The organism is Pseudomonas sp. NFACC02, from assembly GCF_900110765.1.
Taxonomy (GTDB): Bacteria; Pseudomonadota; Gammaproteobacteria; order Pseudomonadales; family Pseudomonadaceae; genus Aquipseudomonas.
Window position 1 is genome coordinate 156,849 of sequence record NZ_FOEO01000006.1, and the last position, 22,114, is coordinate 178,962.

Annotated in this window: 22 protein-coding genes and 1 other RNA gene; 15 read left to right on the forward strand and 8 right to left on the reverse strand. The window is 57.2% G+C overall.

The features are described from left to right. The first annotated feature begins 323 nt into the window (after positions 1-323). Positions 324-1,490: a zinc-binding metallopeptidase family protein gene (locus tag BMY73_RS08070; RefSeq protein ID WP_092406280.1), complete on the forward strand. Its 1,167-nt coding sequence runs from the start codon at positions 324-326 to the stop codon at positions 1,488-1,490. Positions 1,491-1,664: 174 nt separating this feature from the next. Then, complete coding sequence (locus BMY73_RS08075; RefSeq protein ID WP_092406282.1) at positions 1,665-3,470, forward strand: sensor domain-containing phosphodiesterase; 1,806 nt, start codon at positions 1,665-1,667, stop codon at positions 3,468-3,470. An 18-nt stretch (positions 3,471-3,488) separates the two neighbouring features. Here the strand turns inward: BMY73_RS08075 and BMY73_RS08080 are convergent, their stop codons facing one another. Beyond that, positions 3,489-3,977 carry a GNAT family N-acetyltransferase gene (locus BMY73_RS08080; RefSeq protein ID WP_175500149.1) on the reverse strand — a complete coding sequence of 163 codons (489 nt, stop codon included), beginning with the start codon at positions 3,975-3,977 and terminating at the stop codon, positions 3,489-3,491. 145 nt (positions 3,978-4,122) lie between these two features. Here BMY73_RS08080 and ffs point away from each other — a divergent pair. Continuing rightward, an RNA gene (gene ffs, locus BMY73_RS08085) (signal recognition particle sRNA small type) lies at positions 4,123-4,219 on the forward strand. A gap of 422 nt (positions 4,220-4,641) precedes the next feature. Here the strand turns inward: ffs and BMY73_RS08090 are convergent. Further along, positions 4,642-5,319: a TetR/AcrR family transcriptional regulator C-terminal domain-containing protein gene (locus tag BMY73_RS08090; RefSeq protein ID WP_092406286.1), complete on the reverse strand. Its 678-nt coding sequence runs from the start codon at positions 5,317-5,319 to the stop codon at positions 4,642-4,644. A 302-nt stretch (positions 5,320-5,621) separates the two neighbouring features. Here BMY73_RS08090 and BMY73_RS08095 point away from each other — a divergent pair, with 302 nt between their 5' ends. From BMY73_RS08095 to BMY73_RS08120, 6 genes are all read left to right on the forward strand, one after another. Then, positions 5,622-6,716, forward strand: a complete 1,095-nt coding sequence (locus tag BMY73_RS08095) for an oxygenase MpaB family protein (protein ID WP_092406288.1) — start codon at positions 5,622-5,624, stop codon at positions 6,714-6,716. A 72-nt stretch (positions 6,717-6,788) separates the two neighbouring features. Then, positions 6,789-8,192, forward strand: a complete 1,404-nt coding sequence (locus BMY73_RS08100; protein WP_092406290.1) for an aldehyde dehydrogenase family protein — start codon at positions 6,789-6,791, stop codon at positions 8,190-8,192. A gap of 114 nt (positions 8,193-8,306) precedes the next feature. Further along, complete coding sequence (locus tag BMY73_RS08110) at positions 8,307-9,725, forward strand: carbohydrate porin (RefSeq protein WP_139214156.1); 1,419 nt, start codon at positions 8,307-8,309, stop codon at positions 9,723-9,725. A 12-nt stretch (positions 9,726-9,737) separates the two neighbouring features. After that, complete coding sequence (locus tag BMY73_RS08115; RefSeq protein WP_092406296.1) at positions 9,738-9,926, forward strand: ferredoxin; 189 nt, start codon at positions 9,738-9,740, stop codon at positions 9,924-9,926. A 79-nt stretch (positions 9,927-10,005) separates the two neighbouring features. Further along, entirely contained in the window at positions 10,006-10,170 is a 165-nt protein-coding gene (locus BMY73_RS28285; RefSeq protein WP_175500150.1) for a hypothetical protein, read from the forward strand. Between the two features lie 67 nt (positions 10,171-10,237). After that, a complete protein-coding gene (locus tag BMY73_RS08120; RefSeq protein ID WP_092406298.1) occupies positions 10,238-10,753 on the forward strand; it encodes a hypothetical protein in 516 nt (171 codons plus the stop codon). 336 nt (positions 10,754-11,089) lie between these two features. Here BMY73_RS08120 and BMY73_RS08125 read toward each other — a convergent pair whose 3' ends face one another. Beyond that, positions 11,090-11,428 carry a hypothetical protein gene (locus tag BMY73_RS08125; RefSeq protein WP_092406300.1) on the reverse strand — a complete coding sequence of 113 codons (339 nt, stop codon included), beginning with the start codon at positions 11,426-11,428 and terminating at the stop codon, positions 11,090-11,092. A 542-nt stretch (positions 11,429-11,970) separates the two neighbouring features. On the opposite strand from BMY73_RS08125, the gene BMY73_RS08130 reads away from it, so the two are divergent. The 6 genes from BMY73_RS08130 (at position 11,971) to BMY73_RS08155 (ending at position 16,652) form a co-directional block, all read left to right on the forward strand. Next, positions 11,971-12,246, forward strand: coding sequence for a metal/formaldehyde-sensitive transcriptional repressor (locus BMY73_RS08130; protein WP_092406302.1), 276 nt, complete (start codon positions 11,971-11,973; stop codon positions 12,244-12,246). A 26-nt stretch (positions 12,247-12,272) separates the two neighbouring features. Next, entirely contained in the window at positions 12,273-13,241 is a 969-nt protein-coding gene (gene dmeF, locus BMY73_RS08135; protein WP_092406304.1) for a CDF family Co(II)/Ni(II) efflux transporter DmeF, read from the forward strand. Between the two features lie 165 nt (positions 13,242-13,406). Further along, positions 13,407-14,333 (forward strand): type I pantothenate kinase, encoded by a 927-nt coding sequence (coaA, locus tag BMY73_RS08140; protein ID WP_062385858.1) that lies wholly within the window; start codon positions 13,407-13,409, stop codon positions 14,331-14,333. Next, a complete protein-coding gene (locus tag BMY73_RS08145) occupies positions 14,321-14,701 on the forward strand; it encodes a Rap1a/Tai family immunity protein (protein ID WP_092406306.1) in 381 nt (126 codons plus the stop codon). The genes coaA and BMY73_RS08145 overlap by 13 nt, the downstream gene beginning before the upstream one ends. A gap of 110 nt (positions 14,702-14,811) precedes the next feature. Further along, positions 14,812-15,390, forward strand: coding sequence for a TetR/AcrR family transcriptional regulator (locus BMY73_RS08150; RefSeq protein WP_092406308.1), 579 nt, complete (start codon positions 14,812-14,814; stop codon positions 15,388-15,390). 38 nt (positions 15,391-15,428) lie between these two features. Next, entirely contained in the window at positions 15,429-16,652 is a 1,224-nt protein-coding gene (locus BMY73_RS08155; RefSeq protein ID WP_092406310.1) for an MFS transporter, read from the forward strand. A gap of 98 nt (positions 16,653-16,750) precedes the next feature. Here the strand turns inward: BMY73_RS08155 and BMY73_RS08160 are convergent, their stop codons facing one another. From BMY73_RS08160 to BMY73_RS08180, 5 genes are all read right to left on the reverse strand, one after another. After that, positions 16,751-17,587, reverse strand: coding sequence for a PhzF family phenazine biosynthesis protein (locus BMY73_RS08160; protein WP_092406312.1), 837 nt, complete (start codon positions 17,585-17,587; stop codon positions 16,751-16,753). A 131-nt stretch (positions 17,588-17,718) separates the two neighbouring features. After that, positions 17,719-18,645: a LysR family transcriptional regulator gene (locus BMY73_RS08165; protein WP_092406314.1), complete on the reverse strand. Its 927-nt coding sequence runs from the start codon at positions 18,643-18,645 to the stop codon at positions 17,719-17,721. Between the two features lie 195 nt (positions 18,646-18,840). Continuing rightward, on the reverse strand, positions 18,841-19,071 hold the full coding sequence (locus BMY73_RS08170) for a hypothetical protein (RefSeq protein WP_092406316.1): 231 nt from the start codon (positions 19,069-19,071) through the stop codon (positions 18,841-18,843). Between the two features lie 52 nt (positions 19,072-19,123). Continuing rightward, complete coding sequence (locus BMY73_RS08175) at positions 19,124-20,755, reverse strand: methyl-accepting chemotaxis protein (protein ID WP_092406318.1); 1,632 nt, start codon at positions 20,753-20,755, stop codon at positions 19,124-19,126. Positions 20,756-20,924: 169 nt separating this feature from the next. Beyond that, positions 20,925-21,926 (reverse strand): AraC family transcriptional regulator, encoded by a 1,002-nt coding sequence (locus tag BMY73_RS08180; protein ID WP_062385843.1) that lies wholly within the window; start codon positions 21,924-21,926, stop codon positions 20,925-20,927. Between the last annotated feature and the right edge of the window lie 188 nt (positions 21,927-22,114).

Genomic DNA, 22,114 nt, shown 5'->3' on the forward strand with positions numbered 1-22,114 from the left:
CCTGTAGGAGCCGTCCGAGGTTACGAGGGCCGCGATGCGGTGGGTCAGTCACTGTTGAAGGTGATGATCCACTGCATACGCCAGCAAGCCGGCACGGTTTCAGCGTCGTCCCCACGTCTTCGGAACGACGCGGACCCTGTAGGAGCCGTCCGAGGTTACGAGGGCCGCGATGCGGTGGGTCAGTCACTGTTGAGGATGCTGATCCACCGCATTCGCCAGCAACCCGGCTTCAACCGATCCAGTAAGTGTGGACGCTGTGCAAATCCACGGAACCGCTGAGATACCCAATGATCTAGTGCTAGCAGCCCCATCAGGATATCGCCATGTTCCAGTTCTTCGAACAACTCAGCACACGGATCGCGGCGCCCTTCGCCGGTGAAAGCAAGCGCAACAGCAAGGTTTGGCAATGCCATTGCGGACAGTCAGTGTTTTTCCGCAACAGCCAGTGCCTGGCGTGTTCCGCCGCGCTGGGCTATCTGCCTGAGCAGAGCAAAATTGCCGCGCTGGAACCGGGGCCTGACAACAATACCTGGCGTCTGACCGACGAGCCGCAGGCTGGCCTCTACCGTCGCTGCGCCAATCTCGACACACCGGCGGCCTGCAACTGGCTGTTTCCCGCCCACGACGCCGGGGAGTTTTGCGTCGCGTGTAGTCTGAACAGGACCATTCCGGACCTTTCCGTTCCGGAAAACGCTGATCGCTGGCGCAAGATAGAGATCGCCAAACGTCGTCTGGTCGCGCAACTCATCACACTCGGCCTGCCCGTCATTCCCAAAAGCATCGACGAAGAGCACGGCCTTGCCTTTGAGTTTCTAGGCGTCGACATGGAAGGCAACTTGCCCACCACCGGGCACGCCAATGGTCTGATCACGCTTAACGTTGAAGAAGCCGATGACGCGATTCGCGAGAAAGTGCGCGTGCAGATGCACGAACCCTACCGCACGTTGCTCGGGCACCTGCGTCATGAAGTGGGGCATTACTACTGGGACAGGCTGATCGCCAACACCTACTGGCAGGACGGTTTCCGCCATCTGTTCGGAGACGACCGCGCCAGCTATGCCGACGCGCTTGATCACCACTATCAACATGGCGCCCCGGCGGACTGGCAGCAGCACTACGTCAGCGCCTACGCGACCATGCATCCCTGGGAGGACTGGGCTGAAACCTGGGCGCATTATCTGCATATGATGGATGCCGTCGACACGGCATTGAGTCTGGGAATGAGCGCGCGAGACATGGACCTCGACTACAAGCCCTTCGAGCTCGAAACCCTCTACGATCCGCAGCATCCGGGAGGGCCTGCATTTCTCGCCTTCGTCAATGCGTGGATCGAACTCGCGGGCATGCTCAATGAACTCTCTCGGGCCATGGGGCAGCCGGATTTCTACCCCTTCGTCCTGCCGCGCGCAGTGATCACCAAGCTGCATTTCATCCATCTGGTGATTCAGGGTGCCGGCGGCAAGGCGGATGAAGTGCTGCAGGTTCAGTAAACCCCTCATCTGGAGGCAGAGCGCGTTAGGGGGGTAACGCGCTGCAACGGGGCGGCACTACTCGGTCAATGCCGCCGGTCTGCGAGTGCCTGCAGGTCGGCGCATCTAGTGCTAATTTGCCTACCAATATCGTTTTGATACCACTGGCAAGCCGCTGTGCAGAGATTTTCGCTTATGCCCGATAGCGCTCCAATTCCCCTGAATGAGGCCTCGCGGTTATCCCGCATCACGCACATGGGGCTTCTCGATTCAGCTGCTGACGAAGTACTGGATCATATCGTCGACATGGTGGCTCATTACTATGAGTTGCCCATCGCGCTGGTGTCCATTGTCAGTGAACACCGGCAATGGTTTCGCGCGGGCACCGGGCTCGATGAGCGTGAAACACCTCGGGAAATCTCCTTCTGCGCTTACTCCATCCTTGGCCACGAAGTGTTTCAGGTGCCGGACGCGAAGCTCGACACGCGCTTCAAAGACAATCCGCTGGTCCTGGGCGAACCGCACATTCGATTCTATGCCGGGGTGCCGCTGATCACCGCCGATGGGCTGGCCTTGGGCACGCTTTGCATCATCGACACCAAACCTCGACCGCCGTTGGACTCACGCGACCTCACCATGCTGGAAATGTACGGCGAGTTGGTGATGAAGCGGCTCAACAACATGCGCAAGGCCAGTTATGTCGATCAACCGACAGGGTTGTTCAATCGCCTGCGCCTGGAGGAAGACATCCTGGCGCTGGCCGATCGCGACGACCATGCACTGGTCGCGCTGGACATGGTCAATCCGGTGTTCCTCGACAGCATCATCAAAGCACTCGGCTACAGCTTCGCCCAAGACCTGGTGCGGTGCATGATCGATAGCTGTCGCGAGCAACTACCGGCCGATACGGCTTTGTACAAGGTGAGTCCGACGCGCATCGCGCTGCTGACCCGGCACACTGGCCCGGAACAGGCAGAGCAGCTGTTTCGCAGGTTGATCAAACATTTTCAACGGCCACTGGTCTGCCGCAACATCCCGATCCAGATGGACGTTGGCATCGGGGTGCTGCCGCTGGGATTGGGGCGTTGTGATGAAAAAGACTGGATTCGTCTGGTGGTCAGTGCCGCCGATGAAGCCCGGGGGAAGGCGACCGGCTGGCGATGGTACGAGCCGCATCTGGACTTTGCACAGCAACGCGCCTTCTTGTTGTTGGCGTCGCTGGCCGACGCCGTCCGCAGCCCGGATCAGCTGTCGCTGGTGTTCCAGCCCAGGCTCGAAGTCGCGACCGGTCGCATCGTCACCGTCGAAGCGCTCCTGCGTTGGCAGCATCCGGTGCTGGGGCCTATCAGCCCGGCCGAGTTCATTCCATTGGCGGAAAAGACCGCGCTGATTCGCTCGCTGAGCCTGTGGGTGTTGCGCAACGCCGTGGAACAGGCACGGAACTGGCAGCGCCAGGGATATGCGTTCAAGGTGGCCATGAACGTCTCCGCCATCGACCTCGCCAACTCACAGTTCAGCGACGCGCTGTTCGAGCAATTGGCGATCAGTGGGCTCGATCCGGGACGCTTCGAGCTCGAATTTACCGAAAGCGCGCTCTGTGATAACCCCGACGTGACCCGGATGCAACTTGAGCGCCTGCGTGCGCTGAACATCGACATCGCCATCGATGATTTCGGGACCGGCTACAGCAACTGGACCTACCTGCGCCAATTGCCAGCCACCACCGTCAAGCTCGACAAGTCGCTGGTGGAAAATCTGGACGCCAACGAAAAGGATCGGCGGCTGGTCGAAGCCATCGTCGACCTGGCAAGGCGGCTGGGCTATCGCGTCGTCGCGGAAGGGGCGGAGACCGAGGATGTCTACGAGATCCTCTGTCAGTTGGGCTGTCACGAGGTGCAGGGCTACCTTATCGCCCGGCCGATGAACGTCAGCGCCCTGGAGCACTGGATGAATGGCGAACGCAGCAACAAGGTCAAGCAGCTGCGAGCCTTGGGGCGCTGAGGGCTTGGCGTCATCATCTTAGAACAGCTTAAACACCATGCGGCGCTCGAACCCCGACAACACCCGGTCGGCGTCGCCGTCGTCCTGCCAGCCGAGGCTTCGGTACAGCGCATGGGCTGTCGTGTTCCCGAGATCGACCGCCAGCATGAGTTGCCGGGTGTCAGGCCAGAGTTCGCGGACCAGATCCGGTAAGCGCTCCAGACAGGTTTTTCCCAGCCCCAGCCCTTGATAACGCCGATCGATCATCAAGCCGTGCAGACTGACGGTCTGACCGTTTGCCCAACGCGGCAGCAGCGATCTGCGCTTGAGCAGAAAAAAGCCACGGGCAACGTCATCGATCAGCAGGGCATAGCCCTGAATGTCAGACGCCGGTCGCGCCGTTAGCGCATGCACGGCCCCATACGCATCGCCGACCAGGGTTTTCTGTTCATCCAGCAATTCGATCTCCAGCACCTGCTGGCGCTGTACTGCCGACAGCGTTTCGTATTTTTCCAGAATACTGTTCATGAGCGCCACCATGCCGCGTCCCTGGCGGTCCTTGCAAGTGGTTGAGCCTTATCAAATTTTTTATCTGCAACCAGAGGTTGTAACTTCGCGCCAGACCGGTACAATGGCGCGGCTCGCCGACTGGCGAGTGTCGTTATGGTGACCCCATCGGTCCCCCCGCAACGATTACCCGTCAACCTGGTCAGGCCCGGAAGGGAGCAGCCACAGCGGGAACATTGTGTGCCGGGGTGTGGCTGGTGGGGTTGCCTCCTATCTCCAAGGTCCTTGATCTTACAAGGATATCTCGCTCAAAAATCTCGAAGTGTGGCAGCGTTTAGGGATACCTAAATAGTGCGCTTTGCCGACGATCAAAGCTTTCCACGCTCTTGCGTTCCAAGTGCTTCGACCGGTGTGCCCTCACCATTCCTTACCCCCCTGAAATGCTTTCCCTGACGCAAGCTGGAAGCATGTGACGTCTACGCTTGGGTGGAGTTATCGTTGAGCCCTCATTGGTCTGGCAGGGGAGCTGGCATAAAAGAGTACGTATTTGGTCGGCGGTGGTATTGACACTTTCAAGGACTTTTTTGCTTGCGAAAGCAGGCCGTTGGACAGCTCTAGTCTCGTAGAACGCTTGACAGGAAAACACCACCCGAACATTGAATTAACAGAATCAAAGATTGCTCCGTTACTTTGCTGCCAAGAGCCTGGATGCGCTGTTCAAAATGATCTCCATCTCGAAATCGAGTTGCTCTACGCTGTAGGTATTTACGCCTAACTCTATGATTCTATGGAGGTTTTCATATTGAGTTGCGGCAAGCTTGTCGAGAGCACCCCTTAACGCAATCGGGCGCGACTGGGACTTGTTATTCCTGTACGTCAAGATGTCACGAGCATGGCCCAGGCAAACTGTGGAAAGCATGGTGACGAGCCGTACTGAATCCTCATCGGAGAAACCCGCCTCTTTTAGTTTGGCAAATAACGCTTCCACAGGGTCAAGTGAGATCATTGTGAGCGGATCGCCGAACCAAATATGCTCAGCAAACGCGCCGAGACTGATAATGCCACTCACAAATGTTTCTGCATATGCCTTCAATGCCGACTGCCAATCAACAGCCTCTGCAACACCGAGCCCTGAAAAGTGGCCGTTGAACGCTTCAATAGCCAATAACTGAAAGAGGGACTTTCGATCCTTTACATAATAGCTTAAGGCTTTTCTGTCGACCTTCAACTTAAGCGCGAGTGCGCTTAGGGACAGATCTTCCGGCCTAAAACTTCTGGCCGCTTCAAGAATTTGTTCCAGGTCCAAGCCTGCGCGCTGCCCCTGGGCTCTAGGCGAGGTGATTAGCTCATCTTTTGACTTCAACTGTTTCTCCTGACCGTGCCGATGCGATGATTAAGGCTTCGGTGACGGGATAAAACATAGGGTTATAGCACAGACCCCACTGCGTCGATCCAAGGTTTGAGGGTATATTTTTTTCATACTTCTCGAAAAAAATCTAGCGCACCTACGGCGTGGCCTTGAAGCCTCACTTAGAGCGATCCCAAGCAATTTTTTTTGCTGTCTCGTGCAAAATCCGACGAGCGTGATCTTGACACGGCTGTTTTTCCAGGAGTAGCGTTCGCTCATATTCCCACGTGGGAATAAGAACAAAAAAGGAGATCGTGATGTCATCCGATAACACAGCCGAAGCGAGTACACGCCAGCCTAACAGGGTAGTGAGCCGAGAACGCCTGCTTGGACAAGAGTCCCGCTGGAGGCGCCACGGTGAGCCGACGCCTGCAGGCACCGGCGAGGTGATTGACCATGGCGTGTTTGGTCCAGGTTCTGTCGCTTGGGAAGTCCTGCTGCATCCCGCGACGATCGTGTTCCAATCTGCCGCCCAATTCGTACTACAGCTCACCTACAAACCGATTTTTGCAGGTGTACGGGATTGGGATCCCATCTCGAAAAAAGCGGGGAAAGGGACACTGACCCTTTTTGACATGTTCGATCGTGCCCAAAGGAATTCCGGCATCCACGCCCCCATGTGGTTGGGTGACAAGGCAACCGCGCAACGCGTTGCGAAGCACCTGATGAACATCCATGCGAAGGTAGCCGGAGACGTTGTCGATCCGGGTAATCCTGAGCTTGGGGGCTACGCAGCAAACTCGCCGCGAGAATCGATGTGGGCAGTGCTTACAGAAATGCACTCCATGCTCTGGCTCTACGAGTCGCTGGCGTTCCGTGGCGCAAGGCTTCCGAGAAAGCTGAGCGCGGCAACGCGTGATCAGTTCATCGCAGAAGTGGCAGAATATGCGCGATTGTTCCCGGCTGCGGAGGAAAATCTGCCGAGTAATATGGCCGAATTGCGTAAGCTCTATGAGCGTGACGCAGCGCTGTTCGGTGGATCCGACACGATCATGACTATTCCCGAAACCGGGAAGAACTGGCACCACATCGTGCAGGCGTCCATCGAAAACAACTATCACCCTTCGCAGTTCAAAGTTAAAGTTCAAATGTTTTTCCAGAACAAGTTATTCCGAATGCCAGTGTTGGCGTCTGTGTCTGGAAAAACCCGCGAGTCGATGGGTATCAGCAAAAAGGCAAGCAGAAAGATTTTCTTGTACCGCGCGCTTATGCTTCCTGTTATCTGGTTCTTGCAACAACCATGCTGTGAGCGTTACTTCATGAGAATGATGTGGGGGCCAGACGCCGTCAAGTTGATCAAGTCTGCGCGCGAACTTCATGCCCAGGCTATGAAAGGGCGTGTCATACGGTAGTAAAGAAGCGTTCGCTCACTTCAATAACAATACTGAACGGCACCGTCAGGCACGTTCTGAGAGAAACTGGATATGTCATTTCGACTACTGATCAATGGAGATCTCATTGAGACCTCCACGTCCATTAACGTCTTCAATCCGGCAACCGGCCAGGTATTGGAGACGTGTGCGAAGGCAACTATCGAACATGCTGACCATGCAGTTGATGCGGCTGATAAAGCATTTCCCGGCTGGTCCTCGGCAGGATACGAGTACCGTTCAAAATGCCTTCATGCCGCCGCAGATGCAGTTGAGAGTCGTCGTTCCGATTTCTCCAGGCTGCTTACGCAGGAGCAGGGGAAGCCGTTGCATCAGGCATTGCAAGAAGTGGACGGTGCGGTGGCGAGCCTCCGCTACTATGCGGGCATGTCTCTTCCACTGAAGAAGATGCACGACAGCGACACTGCGCTGATTTATGAACAGCGTTCTCCACTTGGGGTGGTAGTGGCTATCACGCCTTGGAATTTTCCTCTGTTGTTGCTGATGATGAAGCTGGCGCCTGCTCTGATTGCCGGCAACACGGTGATCGCCAAACCCTCTCCGCAAACTCCGCTAACCACGGCGTTGCTCGGAGAGGTTATCGGCCAGATGTTTCCAAAAGGTGTGGTGAACGTATTATTGGATGAGAACGATCTGGGCCCGTATCTTACGTCCCATCCGAAGGTTGCGAAGATCAGCTTTACCGGCTCAACCCAGACCGGAAGAAGGGTCATGATCAGCGCTGCGGGTACTTTGAAGCGTTTGACACTGGAGCTCGGCGGTAACGACGCAGCGATTGTTCTAGACGACGCCGATATCAATCAGATTGCACCCAGCTTGTTCTGGGCATCGATGTTCAATTCTGGCCAGGTCTGCCTCGCAACGAAGCGGATTTATGTCCATGAATCGCTATACGACAAAGCGTGCGAGCTTTTGGCGAATTTATGTGATGAGGCGGTAGTGGGCAACGGTCTGGATGCGGGTGTTCAAATTGGGCCCGTCCAGAACAAAGCGCAATTCGAAAAGCTGCGAGACCTCATCGAAGACTGTCGCCAGCATGGGCACGTCATCGCTGGCGGACAGGCGGTAGGGAATGAAGGCTACTTCATCAAGCCAACCCTTGTGACCGGATTGGGCAGCCAGTCCCGACTCGTTTGCGAGGAGCAATTTGGTCCCATCATTCCAATCATCAGCTTTCGAGACATCGATGACGCGATCCGACAAGTCAATAACAGTGACTACGGGCTCGGCGGTTGTGTCTGGACGTCCTCGATAGAGCGCGGACTGGAAGTCGCTACCAGGATCGAGACAGGTACTGTTTGGGTCAATAAATACCTGGACATGCCTTTGGATATTTCCTTTGGCGGAACTAAACAGTCTGGAATAGGAAAAGAACAGGGGCTGGATGGACTATTGGAGTATACGAAAAGCAAAAACATCAACATTTCGAAAGTCTGAGTTTGAATGCCCCTCCCTGGTGAGGAAAACAAAAATAATAAAATCTCATCGATTGAATTAGGCCGCATAGACTGATCAGTCGACGAGCTTAGCTTGCATTGCCGGAGAAGCAAAATGGCTAACTTGTTATATTTAGTTGGGAACCGTCGCGTGCGTAACGTCCTGGAAGGGTGCACTTTCGTCAGCGCTGCAACGGCGATGCTGATTGCATCCACAGTGGCACAGGCTGATTATAAAGACCTGGTGGCAGTAAAAACTGAAGGTCCAAACGATACATTACCTCTGGCGGCACCCGCGCCGGCACCTACATCCTTAGATAAGCTGAAGGCACTCAATCATTATCAAGAGCAAGGCACTCTCATCAAGGTACCGGGGGTACAGGACACAGTCCTTGGAGATTACAACGGCTTCCGGTCGAGCCTGGCGGAGCATGGATTTGGCTTGGTGATCACAAGTCTTAACAATTTCGCATACGACCTTGGAAGCCCTCCGAGTGCCCATCCTCAAAGGTACAACGGGCAGGACCTGACGGCGACTGGCCTGGAGCAAGTCATGCTGACCTATGATCTGGGTTCTTCCGGCAAAGATCAAAAGCAGCTGATTGGTGCTGTCGTCTCGTCGCTAGCCAGTTGGGAACCCTTGGGACCTCGTACGCATGCGTCGATCAGTCGCCTGGCTTACTATCAATCGTTCAACGACAAACAAGTCGAGATGAAAGTAGGTTATTTGAGTAATGCGCTCGAATTCATTGGTATCTACACAGGTGGATCTTTAGCAGGCGGTACGCAAGGCCCCAGTGCAATCATTCCTTTCCAGTTAGGGTTGAGCCGCCTTCCTATGGCGTCGCCAGGCTTGAACCTCACCTTTAATGGTGATAGCGGACTGTACGATAAGGTGGGCGTTCAGCGCAGTATCAGCCCGTACGGCGCTCAAGAAGAGGTGGAAACCGACTCCCACGGCTTGCGCTGGCGCACGAAAGGCGGGGACCCGCTCGTCATCAATGAGTTGGGCTACAAGCGCGAGGCCAAGCCAGGATCCAAGTACATTTGGGTGCGCGGTGGGTTTATTTACAACACCTCCGACTATCAGAAGTACACGGGAAATGAAGAAAGCGATGATAACCATGCACTGTTTCTGGCAGGGGACGTGCAGGTATCAACTCCGGAAGGAGGGTTGCCGTTTCAAGGCTGGTATGTCGGGGGTACGACGTATCAGGCGCCGGGAGATCGAAATTTGTACGATAAATATTTCGAAGCCAGGACCTATAAGATCGGAACATTCAAGTCGCGACCTTTTGACATGCTGTCGCTCACGGTCAACTACAACGATTTCAGCGACGATGCCCGACGCCATTATGGGAATTTAGGCGTGGAAACCGAAGGGCTCACCAGTTCCATTACCGCGTCCTACATGGCGCGGCTCTACCCTGGTGTTTACCTGAGCACTGGCCTGAGTCGAACACGCAACCCCGCATTTACTCCGAAAATGGACGATGCTTACAATCTCCTGGTTGGGCTTAACCTCTTCTTTTGAAGGTGTAAATCTATGCGACTCAAGATCGATCAATCACTTTGCGTCGGCGGCAGCGCTTGCGTTAATAAAAATCCGACTCGGTTCTCGTTGGATGACGATAACGTGGCAGTTGTTTCAGAGCAGCCCATTCTCGAGAGTGAGATCCCGCTGCTGAAAGAGATTGTTGATGATTGTCCGATGCAGGCTATCTCGCTGATATAAAGCACAAGTTTTGCTGGAATGTGCAGTGCCTGCAGCTCTGGTTCACACCTGTGTGAGGTGAACAGTGAATAGGGTTTCAATGATTATCAAATTAACGGGAGGGCTGATTGGCTGTCTAGCTTTAGGATGGGTGATGATCGTGCTTGCGACGGTCATCGCCCTGGATCTCAGCGGAGTTAATGCCGCCGGCGGTGGGCTCGAAAAGGCTAAAGCGGCACCACCCGAAAGCAGTGAAAAAGGCTGATAAGTCTGTCGTTTTAATGCCCAGCGGCATAGCGATAAAAAACCATAAAAATAAAAAGGTGATTTAAATGTCAAACGCTCCTACTGGAAATTCTCGTATATTTCGCGATTCAGCGATCATTGTTGCCTGGATTATTTTTGTCGCAATGGTAGGCCTGAAACTTGGATTCAGGGAGCTCTGGGCTCCCTTCTTCTGCGCGATCATGTTCAGCGTTGAAAATAAGGACAAGGCAAAAATTCCGGGGATTATCTTAGGTGCGGTGTCTGGCGTCTGGTTGGCATGGGGGATAGTCGTTAGCATTGGATTAAGTACGCCGTTTTTCGGCGCTTTTTGGGCCACGGCCGTAGTGTTGTTTTTTGGGGTCTATTTGATTTTTTGCGGTGGAGTCTTCATGCCACTGCTGATTAATAAGTCTACTTTTGTGTATCTGACCGTTGCGCTTGCCACTCATGTTTCAGCGCCTCCATTAGAGGCGACAAGCCTGATACTTGTTGGGGGAACACTGTTGCTGATTGGCGAGGTTGCGATTCTAGCGGTTCTACACGGGTCGAACGCATCCCTTTCTAATCATAGATTGGAGTAAATCCGATCATACGGGGGACACGTGAACGCATCGTCATTCCGCAGAATTGCTGGGGAAAGGAACTCTGCGATGGCGAAGCGTTACGAACTTGCGATCGAGGTCTGGAGAGCGGCCTCGCCTGAACGAACGGCTGGCATGCTTTTTTCAATCAGTTGGGCGGGCTTATCAGCAGTGACAGGTGCTGTCTCGCGGTCGCGCCAGCCGTAAACCTTTCGAACGTCTTTGCCTGAATCTCTGCCAGTACTGTTTCGTCAAGTACGCAGTTGCATTGGCCCCAGGCTGCTCCCGGAACGCGATCACCAGCACTGCGGCCAGGCGAGAGTTGAAAACTTCCCTTTATTCCGGGGGCAGCATGGCCTTGGCCAACGCTTTGATTTTTGTATATTCGCTTGCGCTCTCGGACACCCCGCTCAGGTTACGGTAATGGCAACCGATGTTTCCGTTGCCTGAAATCCAGACAATGAACTTGGAAAATCTTGAAACCACCGTTCTGGGCGCGGATTTTAAATCTATTGCAGATTTTAGAGAGAGAAGGGCGTCGTCAATTTTTTCCTTGTTTCGACTTTTTAATATAACGTGCAGCACTGAAAGTATTAGCCCGTCAAGATCCGTTGTGGGGATTCTCATGAACTTTTTATTGATGATGCTGATCAGCAGGGTGGCGGCGGGGCACACCCTTAGTCGATTGAACTGCGCCTGGGGCGCTTGTTAGACCGGGTAACGGGTCGATGCGGATCGGTTCGAGCTTAGTCAGCCCTTGGGTGAACGACGTAAGATGGGAATGGGTGGCAAGCTGCTGCCGCAGTCACGATCTACAAATCATCACTGCGGCGTATCCACGCGTCTGCCTCCCTACATCATCGGAAGACAGCGTGCTCTATCGCTCGCGAACTGTTTCCCTCGCGCGGTGCGCTCTGCGACCACGCATCCATCCCTGATAGACACAGATGCGTAGCCCATATCCCTGAGATAAAGCAAGGCAGTGAAATCCAGCGGGTTGATCCTGGAAGGCGCTCCATCCGTGAGCGTTTGAAGAAGTCGAATGGCCAAGGATTCCAGCCGCATAGGGCATGCCTCAGGAGGTGATTGGGATAGTGGCTATTTGTCACCTAGGGGCATGGGGAGTTCCATTTATTTGTGCCTTCGATTAAGGCCGCCTTGTGCATGTCGGCGGATCGGCCCATCATGCCGCCCAATATAGGTAGGGGGGGTATGGTATGGCGCATTTGCATGCCGAGAAGGACGATTTGCTCAAGCGCGTGAGGCGTATTGCGGGGCAGGTGCAGGCCATCGAACGCGGGTTGGAGACCGACACCGATTGCGCCAAGACCCTGCATCTCGTGGCCGCTACCCGTGGTGCGATCAATGGCTTGCTTGATCAGATCATCGAAGCCCACGCGCGCGAGCATGTGGCTCATCCTGATTTGAGTGATGAGGACCGGGCACAAGGCCTTGAAGATTTGCTCGAAGCGATTCGTCGCTATTCAAAATAAGTCGTCTGGCGATACACGGAGGCCCTATGGCCCTTGCGCAGAAACACACCCATGAACATGTCTTTCTCGGTCAGTCCCACGACGAGAACGCCCGCCGTACGTTATGGGTGGTCGTGCTGACTTTCGTGATGATGGTCGGGGAGATTGCCGCGGGTTACGTCACGGGCTCGATGGCGCTGCTGGCGGACGGTTTTCACATGGCAACCCATGCCGGGGCGTTAGGCATCGCGGCGGCGGCCTATTCGTTTGCCCGACGCAACGCCAATAACGCTCGCTTCAGTTTCGGCACGGGCAAGGTGGGCGATCTGGCGGGGTTCGCGTCGGCGCTGATTCTGATGATGGTTGCGCTGGGTATCGGTATCGAGTCGCTGATGCGCCTGTTTCAACCGACGCAGGTGGCGTTTGGGGAAGCCACCTTGATTGCGGTGGCAGGGCTACTGGTCAATATCGTGAGCGCATTCATGCTGTCCGGCGGACACGGGCACGGACATCACGATCACCACGGGCACCCTCATCATGGGCATCACCCGCACACAGAAAACGACCATCACGCTCACGGAAAACATCATGCTCACGACGGTGACAACAACCTGCGCTCGGCTTATGTACATGTACTGGCCGACGCACTGACTTCGGTGCTGGCGATCGGCGCGCTGCTGGCAGGACGTTACCTGGGCTGGGTCTGGCTCGACCCTGTGATGGGGATCGTCGGTGCGGTGGTGATCGCCAAGTGGTCGGTGGGTTTGATCAGGCAGAGTGCCAACGTGTTGCTGGACGTCACCGATGAACACGTCGCGCAAGAGATTCGCGATGTGCTCGAAGCGGATGACAAGGTGCAGATCACCGATCTGCATGTGTGGAAGGTCGGCCCGGATGCCCGTGCGGCGATTGTCAGTGTGCTGGCAAAAGTCGACGTAACGGCGCAAGAGGTTCGCGACCGTCTCAGTGCCGTGCACAAGGTGTCGCACCTGACCATCGAGTGTCGAACAGCCTGAGCGGCTGCTTCCTGCTGAATCGTACCCAGCGCTTTCCCACGCGCGGATTCGGCGCCGAATTCGCCAATATTGCGTGTCAAATCAAAGAAATCTGCCCCGTTTTTGGGGCAATACGATAGTCTTCGCACCATTGTCGACACGGACACCTGGATTGGAAGGCTATAGATGGCGCCTGATGACTATCTCGTAATGACCAGCAAGGAATGGGCGGGGCTGCGCGCCAGTACGCCACTGACCTTGTCCGAAGAAGATCTGTCGGCGTTGCGAGGCGTAAACGAAGATATTTCCCTGGAAGATGTCGTCAACATCTACCTTCCGCTGTCGCGCCTGATCAATCTGCACGTCAGTGCCGCGCGCAATCTGGCGAGCATCAAGGACACCTTCCTGGGGCGTCCGGCGAAAAAACAGACCTATGTCGTGGCGGTTGCGGGCAGTGTGGCGGTCGGCAAAAGCACCTTTGCTCGTGTTCTGCAGGCGCTGATGGCGCGCTGGCCTGATCATCCGCGGGTCGATCTGGTGACCACCGACGGTTTCCTGCATCCGAACGCCAGGCTGGATGCGGACGGCATCATGCACCGCAAGGGCTTTCCGGAAAGCTACGATCGCAAGCGCATGGTCAAGTTTCTCTCGGACCTCAAGGCAGGCATTCCCGTGATCAGTGCGCCGGTCTATTCGCACATCAGCTACGACATCGTGCCGGACACATTCATCGAGATCAGCCAGCCGGACATCCTGATTTTCGAAGGCCTGAACGTGCTGCAGACCGAGGGCAATGACGGCCAGAAACCGGGCAGCATCGTGTCGGATTTCTTCGACTTCTCGATCTACCTGGATGCGGCAGAAGGCGACATCGAGCGCTGGTACGTTGAGCGCTTCCTCATGCTGCAACGCACTGCATTTCGTGCTCGCGGTGCTTATTTTCGTGAACTGGCCGACCTGCCGCCTGAAAAATCCCCGGACGCCGCGCGCAAGATCTGGCGCGACATCAACCGTCCCAACCTGCTGGAAAACATCTTGCCCACCCGTGAGCGCGCGAGCCTGGTGGTGCGCAAGGCATCGGATCATTCGGTGAAAGAGCTGTGGCTGCGCTGAAGATCGTATCCGCCGTGGTGTGTTCAGCACTGCTCGCCCTGTGTCTCAGCGTTGCCGCAATGGCAGACGGCAACAAGTTGCTGCTCGAATGCCAGGACGGTATCAACAGCATGAGCGGCGGGGTGGCCAGCAACCCGGTGGGGATCGGTCACTGCGTCGGGGTATTGCAGGCGACCATGGACACTCTCGACATCTTTCACGAAGCCGGCGGCCTGCCCAAGCTGGTCTGTGTGCCGGAAGGCGGGATTCCGATGGTGCAGTCGATGCGCGTCGTGGTTCAGTCGCTTGAAGAACATCCGCAGAGTCTGCACCTGAACGAGTCGGTGCTGGTCGTCGCCGCGCTGAAAAACGCGTTCCCCTGCCGCTGATCAGTCTCCAGTCCTGAGGGCCGTTCGTCGCGGCCTGGAATCAGTGCTGGTTTTTTTGACTTTGATCGCTATCCTTACCGGTCAGTACAGTTCATTTGCGAGGGCGACCCATGCCGAGTAGCCGAGACGCCAGCGTCAATCATCAACGCCTGATCGATGCCGCTTCCGCATTGTTTTTCCGTGACGGCATCAATGCGACGGGGATCGCCGCCGTGGCTGAATTTGCCGGCGTCTCGAAGATGACCCTGTATGCCCACTTCGCGTCGAAGGACGAACTGATCGTGGCCTTTCTCGACAAGCGCAATGAGCGTTGGGAGGCGGCAGTGGAACAGACGTTGGCGGCCAGCGAAGCGCCCGCCGAGAAACTTCTGGGGCTGTTCGACCTGCATCGGCAATGGCTGCTGGACGGTGGTTTGCGCGGCTGCCCTTATGTGAATTCAGCTGCCGAGTTCCCGGACCGCAATCACCCGGTTCGCCTGGCGGTGGATCGGCATAAGCAAGGGGTGAAGCAGCACCTGCTGGACCTTGCCGAACGTGCGGGACTGACTGACCCGCAGACGCTGGTCAGGCGATTGTTTCTGTTGTTGGAGGGGGCGTTTCTGACCGGCGCTCTGGAAAACGACGACAGCGTATTTCTTGTGGCGCGAGCGCTTGCCGCCGAGCTGATTGAGGCAGCGCAACCTGCCTGACCCTGTTCTCTTGATCTCACTCAAGAAGGAAGCTGACCATGCGTATCAATGCACTGATTGTGGTGCTGCTCACCGGGCTGGTGGCGGCGACGTTTGGCTTCGGTATTTACCTGTTCGCGCAACTGGTGCCGGACATGCGCGCCAGCCTCGGCTTTGATATTTCCTACGTGGGCACGATCACCGCCTCCGGGCAGTTCGGTTTTCTGGTCTGTGCGTTGTTGGCGGCCTGGATAACCCCACGGGTGGGCGGTGGTTGGGTGATTTTCGGTTCCGGGGTGGTGTGCGCGGTCGCGCTGCTGCTGATCCCGCTGACGCACAACATCCTGCTGATTGGCGCCTTGCTGACGGTGTTGGCCGGCACGGCAGCGACGGTGTTCGTGCCCATGGTCGACGTGATTGCCCGCACGGTGGCTTACAAGTCCCGCGGTATGGCGATGGGGCTGGTCTCCAGCGGCACCAGTTATGGCGTGTTCATCAACAGTTTGCTGGTGCCGCTGTATGCACCGCAGGGTGAATGGCGGATGGTGTGGTGGATCGTCGGACTGATCACCGTGGCGATGGCGGTGGGCGTGTTAGTGGTGTTCAAGCGGGCGCGGTTGTTCGTTCATGACAGGGGGGCGGCATCCGGCACTGACCGGACCTCACAGGCTGGCCGGACAGCGCTGAAGCAGCCATGGGTGCTGACGGTGTGGACGATGAACTTCCTTCTCGGTTTCTCGACCTTTCCCTTTCAGAATTACCTGTCGTCCTACCTGCGCAGCGAATTGAATTTTGACGTGACCTACACCGCACACATCTGGGCGAGTATCGGTTTCGTGGGCATGTTTGCCGGGCTCGCCGTCGGCTGGTTGTCGGACCGCATCGGTCTGCGCGCCGCGATGTTACTGGTGTATGCCTGCGTAGGCGCGGCGGCGTTGATCTTCGTGGTCCATCCCGTTGGTTACTGGCCGTTGGCGGCGGGTGTCCTGTTCGCGGTGGCGTTCTACCCGATCTTCGGGCTGATTCCCGCGTATGTCTCGAAGATGGCAGGCAGTGCCACCCTGGCCGTGACGATCTTTGGGGTGGCCAATATCCTGCAAGGTGTCGGCGGCATGATTGGAAACTTCTGCGGTGGGTTGTTGGCCAGTTTCAATGGTTCGTTCGTGGGTGTTTACGTGGCCATCGGGCTGGTGGCCGTGCTGCTGGCGATGTTGACGTGGCGGCTGCCGAAGGAGGGGGACGATCGGCAAGACGTCGACGCGGTGCTCTCCACTGGCACGTGAGTCAATGCCCGGCGACCGTGTGTCCCGACGCGCCGGTTCGGCGGACAACGAGGTGATCCGACCGTCCGGCGGCGCGACACTCAGGCTGTTCAGGTGTTTTACAGTGTGACAATCCCGGCAATGCACGTCTGAACGTCGCCACCGACCCAGATCTGATCGCCCACTTGTTCGATGGAAACACAGCCGCGATGGCCCAGTACCGTGCCTTGGCGTGTGGTGTATTGGCATGGGGCGAGACCGGCCGGGATCAGCCATTGTGCGAGGCTGGCGTTGAGACTGCCGGTCACCGGGTCTTCCGCATTGAGGTCGCCGGTCAGCGCCCGCACTTCGAAGTCTGCTTCGGCGTCCAGCCCGGTCCAGGGCGCGACGATGCCGACATTCAGGCCTTTCAATGCGGCGTAATCGGGACGGATGGCGAGCACTTCTTCACGGCTCGACAGCATCACCGCGACCCAGCCTGGACCGTTGTCCGCCCACTGGCTGCCAATGATCTGTTCGCGCCGCACGCCCAGCCCCGCCACCAGACGGGCCAACACCTCGTCCTCCACCGGACCGCTGCGCAACAGCGGCGGGGCGCAGAACGCCAGGCGTGAGCCGTCCCGGCGAATGCGAACCAGACCTGCACCGCACTCCTGCACCACCTCCTCGGCCTTGGCGGCGCGGCCGTTGTCCAGCCAGACGAAACAGCTGCCCAACGTCGGGTGGCCGGCAAATGGCAGTTCGCGCGTGGTGGTGAAGATGCGCACGCGGTAGTCCGCTTCGGGGTGGGTCGGGCGCAGCAGGAAGGTCGTTTCACTGAGGTTGGTCCAGCGTGCGAACGCGGCCATTTGCGCGTCGGTCAGGTCATCGGCAGCACTGACCACGGCCAGCGGGTTGCCTTGCGTGGCGGCGCTGGAAAACACGTCAACCTGCTGGAACTTGAGCGAATGTGCCATGGTGTTTTCTCCTTGGACGATGGCGTGGTCGGCCACTCTAGGGAGACGGTACCGGGCTGTACAGAGACAGATGGTCGTGATTTTTTCAGGCGTCTGAATGGTTCGGGAATCAAAAGCACAGGTCACTGAGGTTACGCTTCACCACCCGCCAGCACGAAGCCCGTCGGCATCTCCTGCGCGTACTCGTTCACCACCTCGCGCGTCAGGCTGACGATGTCCTCGACCAGTTCCATGCCGGCGCCGGTTCGCCAACTGGCGACAATGTCCATGACCGGCGGCAAAGGCACGTTGTCGATACGCGTCAGCACGCCTTGAGCGAGTTCTCCGTGCACCAATGTGGCGGGCAATGCGCCGATGCCGAAGCCATCGCGCACCAATCGGGTGATCGCCGAGGCCGAGTTCACGCAGTTGATGCGCGGGGTGACGATGTTGGCGGTGTGCAGCATGTTGAGGATGTCCTGATGCGGCCGTGAATGACGGGAAAAGGTCACGATTCGCGCCATGGCGATCTCTTCCAGCGTCACGTCCGTGCGGTCGAATGCCGAGCCGGTCGGCACCACCCAATGCAGTGGGTAGCGGGCGAGCGTGGCATTGCGAACCGTATCGAAGCGCAGGACGTCGGTCTGGAAAATGATGTCCTGGTAGCCTTTTTCCAGCTGCGAGCACAGATTGCTCGCGGTCTCGGCGGTCAGTTCGATCTCAAGGTTGGGGTAACACTTCATCAGTCGTGTTACCAACGCACTGAGCCAGGTGTGTATGACCGTATCCATGGCGCCGATGCGAATCCGCCCACGCACTTTGCTCGGGTCCTTGATTGCCGCCTTCATGCTCTGCAGGGTGTCCATGATGTGCTCGGCGTAGTCGAGGACCCGCAAACCGTCAGGTGTCAGCGATACGCCCTTGGAGTCCCGCACGAACAGTCGCACGCCCATTTCGTCTTCCAGCGCGGCGATCCGGCTGGAGATAGACGCTTGCGTGCTGAACAGTTTTTCCGCCGTGAGCCGAAAGCTTTTCAGCCGTGCGACCCAGACGAAGGTTTCCAGAAACTTGAGGTTCACCGAATGGATTCCTTGAACGGGTGCGACGATGCGCGCTCGACAGGATCGACCGTCGTGCGCCATCGCCCGCGTTGGCATACAGGTAAGGATAAACAGCAGGTTGCATGCCAGCCGATCTATGGAAATTCTTATCGGGAATCGTGATTTTTCTTGTTGGACGTCGCGCTCACGTTCTGCCATTCCCCAATGACACGTCTAGTCTACGAGGTACAGCACCGGTCGACGGGGCCGCGACGGCGGCGCTGTATCTGGCCGGTCTCTGGTCATGGCCTGCAGCTGCACGTCCAGCTTCTCGGTGGCGATGAGGAGTTTTCTCAGGGCATCAAGGAGAAACTTTTGACCGTGAATGTTCAGGTCGCACCGTTTCTCGGCCATTTCCTGCAGCAGTGCTGTCAGGTTCATGCTCAATTCGTTGATAGGTTCCATGACTAATCCTGGCTCAATCCTTCATGCAGCGGTTGCGTGCAGCGAGGCGGGTTCACCCGAAGGTAAATCCGTCCAGACGCTGCTTGAGTGCTACGGCGATCTGCGCCAGCTCTTCGCTCGCCGCCCGGGTCTGATCGGAGCGCACCGACGATTGCACCGCCAGGTCGCGTATGCGAATGATGCTGCGGTCCACATCCTTGGCGACCAGCGCTTGCTCTTCACACGCCGTGGCGATGAGGGTGTTGCGTTCGTCAATGCTGCTGACCGTGGTCGTGATGCCTTGCAAGGCCCTGTTGGCAGAAGCCGCCTGCTCGCGGGTCTGCGCCGCCTGAATGGCGCTTTCGTTCAAGGCGCCCACGGTGTCCTGTGTACCGTTCTGGATATGGCCGATCATGCGTTCGATATCCATGGTCGAGGTGCTGGTGCGATGCGCCAGTGACCGGACTTCGTCGGCGACGACGGCGAACCCCCGGCCAGCTTCCCCTGCACGTGCGGCTTCGATCGCGGCGTTGAGTGCCAGCAGGTTGGTCTGGTCGGCGACTGAACGAATGACTTCGAGCACCTTGCTGATCTCTACCGTGTTGGCCGCCAGAATGCCTGCGCGTTCGGACGCGCCGTTGACGCTGGTGTCCAGCCGTGTGATCGCATTGAGCGTCGACGTCAGTTCCTGCTGGCCGTCGCGAGCGAGGGTCAGAGACGCTCGCGACTCATCGCACGTGCTGCTTGCGTTGCGTGCGACCTCGTCGACGGCCTGGCTCATTTCGGTAATGGCGGTCGCCGCCTGTTCCAGCTCACTGTTCTGCACCTGCAGGTCTTCGTTGCTGGTGCTGACGAGCATGCTCAGTTCCTCGGCAGCGCTCGACAGCTGGCCTGCGGCCTGGTGCACACCTGTCAGCGTCTGACTGAGGCTTTCTCGCATGGTCACCACCGCTCGCAGCAACTGCGCGGCTTCGTCGTTGCCGCTGACGTCCAGTGCGGTTTCACGCAGGTCACCCCGCGCGATGGTGTCGGCCGCGTGCAGCGCCTGAGCGACAGGACGTGCGATGCTTTCGGTCAAGCGATAGGCGATGAAGATCGCGCCCAACGTCGACAGAATGATCACGGCCAAGGTGACACGAATGGAGGTCTGGTATGCGTGCTGCCCGTCCGCGCTCGCCGTTTGCTGCGCATGGTCATTGAGTTGCTCCAGCTCCCCCAGTGTCTTGGTCATGGCCTGGGCAGTGGCCGTCATCTCGCCGTTCACCAGTGCATTCGCCTCGTCGGAAGCGCCTCGTTTGAGCAGGTCATGAACCTGAACGGCAGCGGTTCGGTACTTTTCGAACAGCGTGCCAATGGTGTTGAACAGGGTCCGTTCCTGATCCCCGCTGATGATCGGCCGATAGGTGTCCTGAGCCTTCGTGAACGCCTGCGTGTCAGCGACAAACGCCGCATAGTTGCTGTCCAGCGTGGTGTCGCTGGTGGAGGTCAGCAAGCGAACCACGCCGAAGCGGGTTTTGGTGAAGGCCAGCGTGATGTCGTCACCCAGAGCGATGCCGGGCAGGGCATCCCGCTCGATCACCAGACTCGCCTCACGTATCTCCCTGGCCTGATAGATGGCGAAGGCACCCACGCCCATCAGCGCCACGATCACCAGGGCAAAACACAGTCGGATTCGCACTGCGAAGTTAAAGCGTCTTAGCTGCATCGTTTGATTCATCCATGTGAAGGTGAGGTCTTGCTGACTTCTACCGTGTTAGTGGCGTCATGAGTAAGGCAGTCCAGCGGCGGATAAATGAAACCCGGTTGCGGACAACAATAACGGACCGTTGTTAGTGCGCATTTACGCGTAAGCGTTAGCCGGCTATCGAATAACGTCAGGCTTTTCTGTTCCGGCGATATGTTCCCGGCGTCACGCCGAACCATCGTTCGCACGCTTTGTTAAAGGCGCTGGGGTTTTTGAAACCCACGCTGTATGAAATCTGTTTAAGGCTGAGCGAAGTGTTCATCAACAGATGATGACTGTGTTGCTGTTTGACAATGTCGACCAGCTTCTGAAAACGCTGCCCGTCCTTGTCCAGCGACCTGATCAATTGGTGGGTGGACAGCCCCAGGGTCTTTGCGATGTCTTCCATGCCCAGCGGCCGGGCCTGGTTGAGGTGTTGCAGTATTGCGCCGGTGGTCCTTGCGGTCACGCTGTTGCTGTTCTGCTCAGCCTGACACCGCTTCAGGTATTGGTCGTGGATCTGTCGCAGGGACGGATCGAACGTGGCGACGGCCCGATCTGCGTCAGCACGCCGGAACGTCAACGCGTTGACCGGGCAGGAAAACCGAAGGTCGGTGCCGAACAGTTGTTCGAGTCGCCGCGTGTCCCGGGGTCGTTCATAGGTAAATTCGCCTCGGACTGGCGTCATTCGCACCGACGGCGCCAGCCAGTGGAGCAGGCCCAGCGTAATCGACGCCACCGCATCGACGAATGCCCGGGGCAGGGGATTCTGCGGGCTGACAGGCAGTCCCGCCATTCTGAGTGTGCTCGCCGTGCAGTCCAGAAACATGCAGAAGCCGGTGCCGATCATGGTCTGGTGTTCCACCATGCGCGCCATGGCTTCACCCAGTGTGGCGCTGGACATGGTTGCGTAACCCAGTGCGCCCAAGTGTCCGGGATGGGCCTTTTCATAGGCCCGCAAACCCAGGTCATCATCCCCAGTGCGCTTTTGAGTGTCTTCAATGAGTCGTGAAAGTTCATGCAGGGGTATCCGCGCAGGCGTAAACGATGCAGCTATTTTTGTCAGCGTTACCGCAAGCGGTTCAATCGTTTTATCGGCACCGCTTACTGCCTCGATAAGTGCGAGGGCGAATGCAGGAGAAATACTTTGCATATCGACTCCATGGGGAGAGTGAGTGAACTCCTGTTGTTCTTGTTATAGGGATCATTATTGTTGACGGGTTGATCAGGAAAATAAGCTGGATGCTTTTTCATTGTTGCGTCATGGGAAGCGTTCGACCGAATGCAGGACACGTTTAATACGCCGGGAAGTTGCTGACTCATCCGGCGCGGGCGTTATTC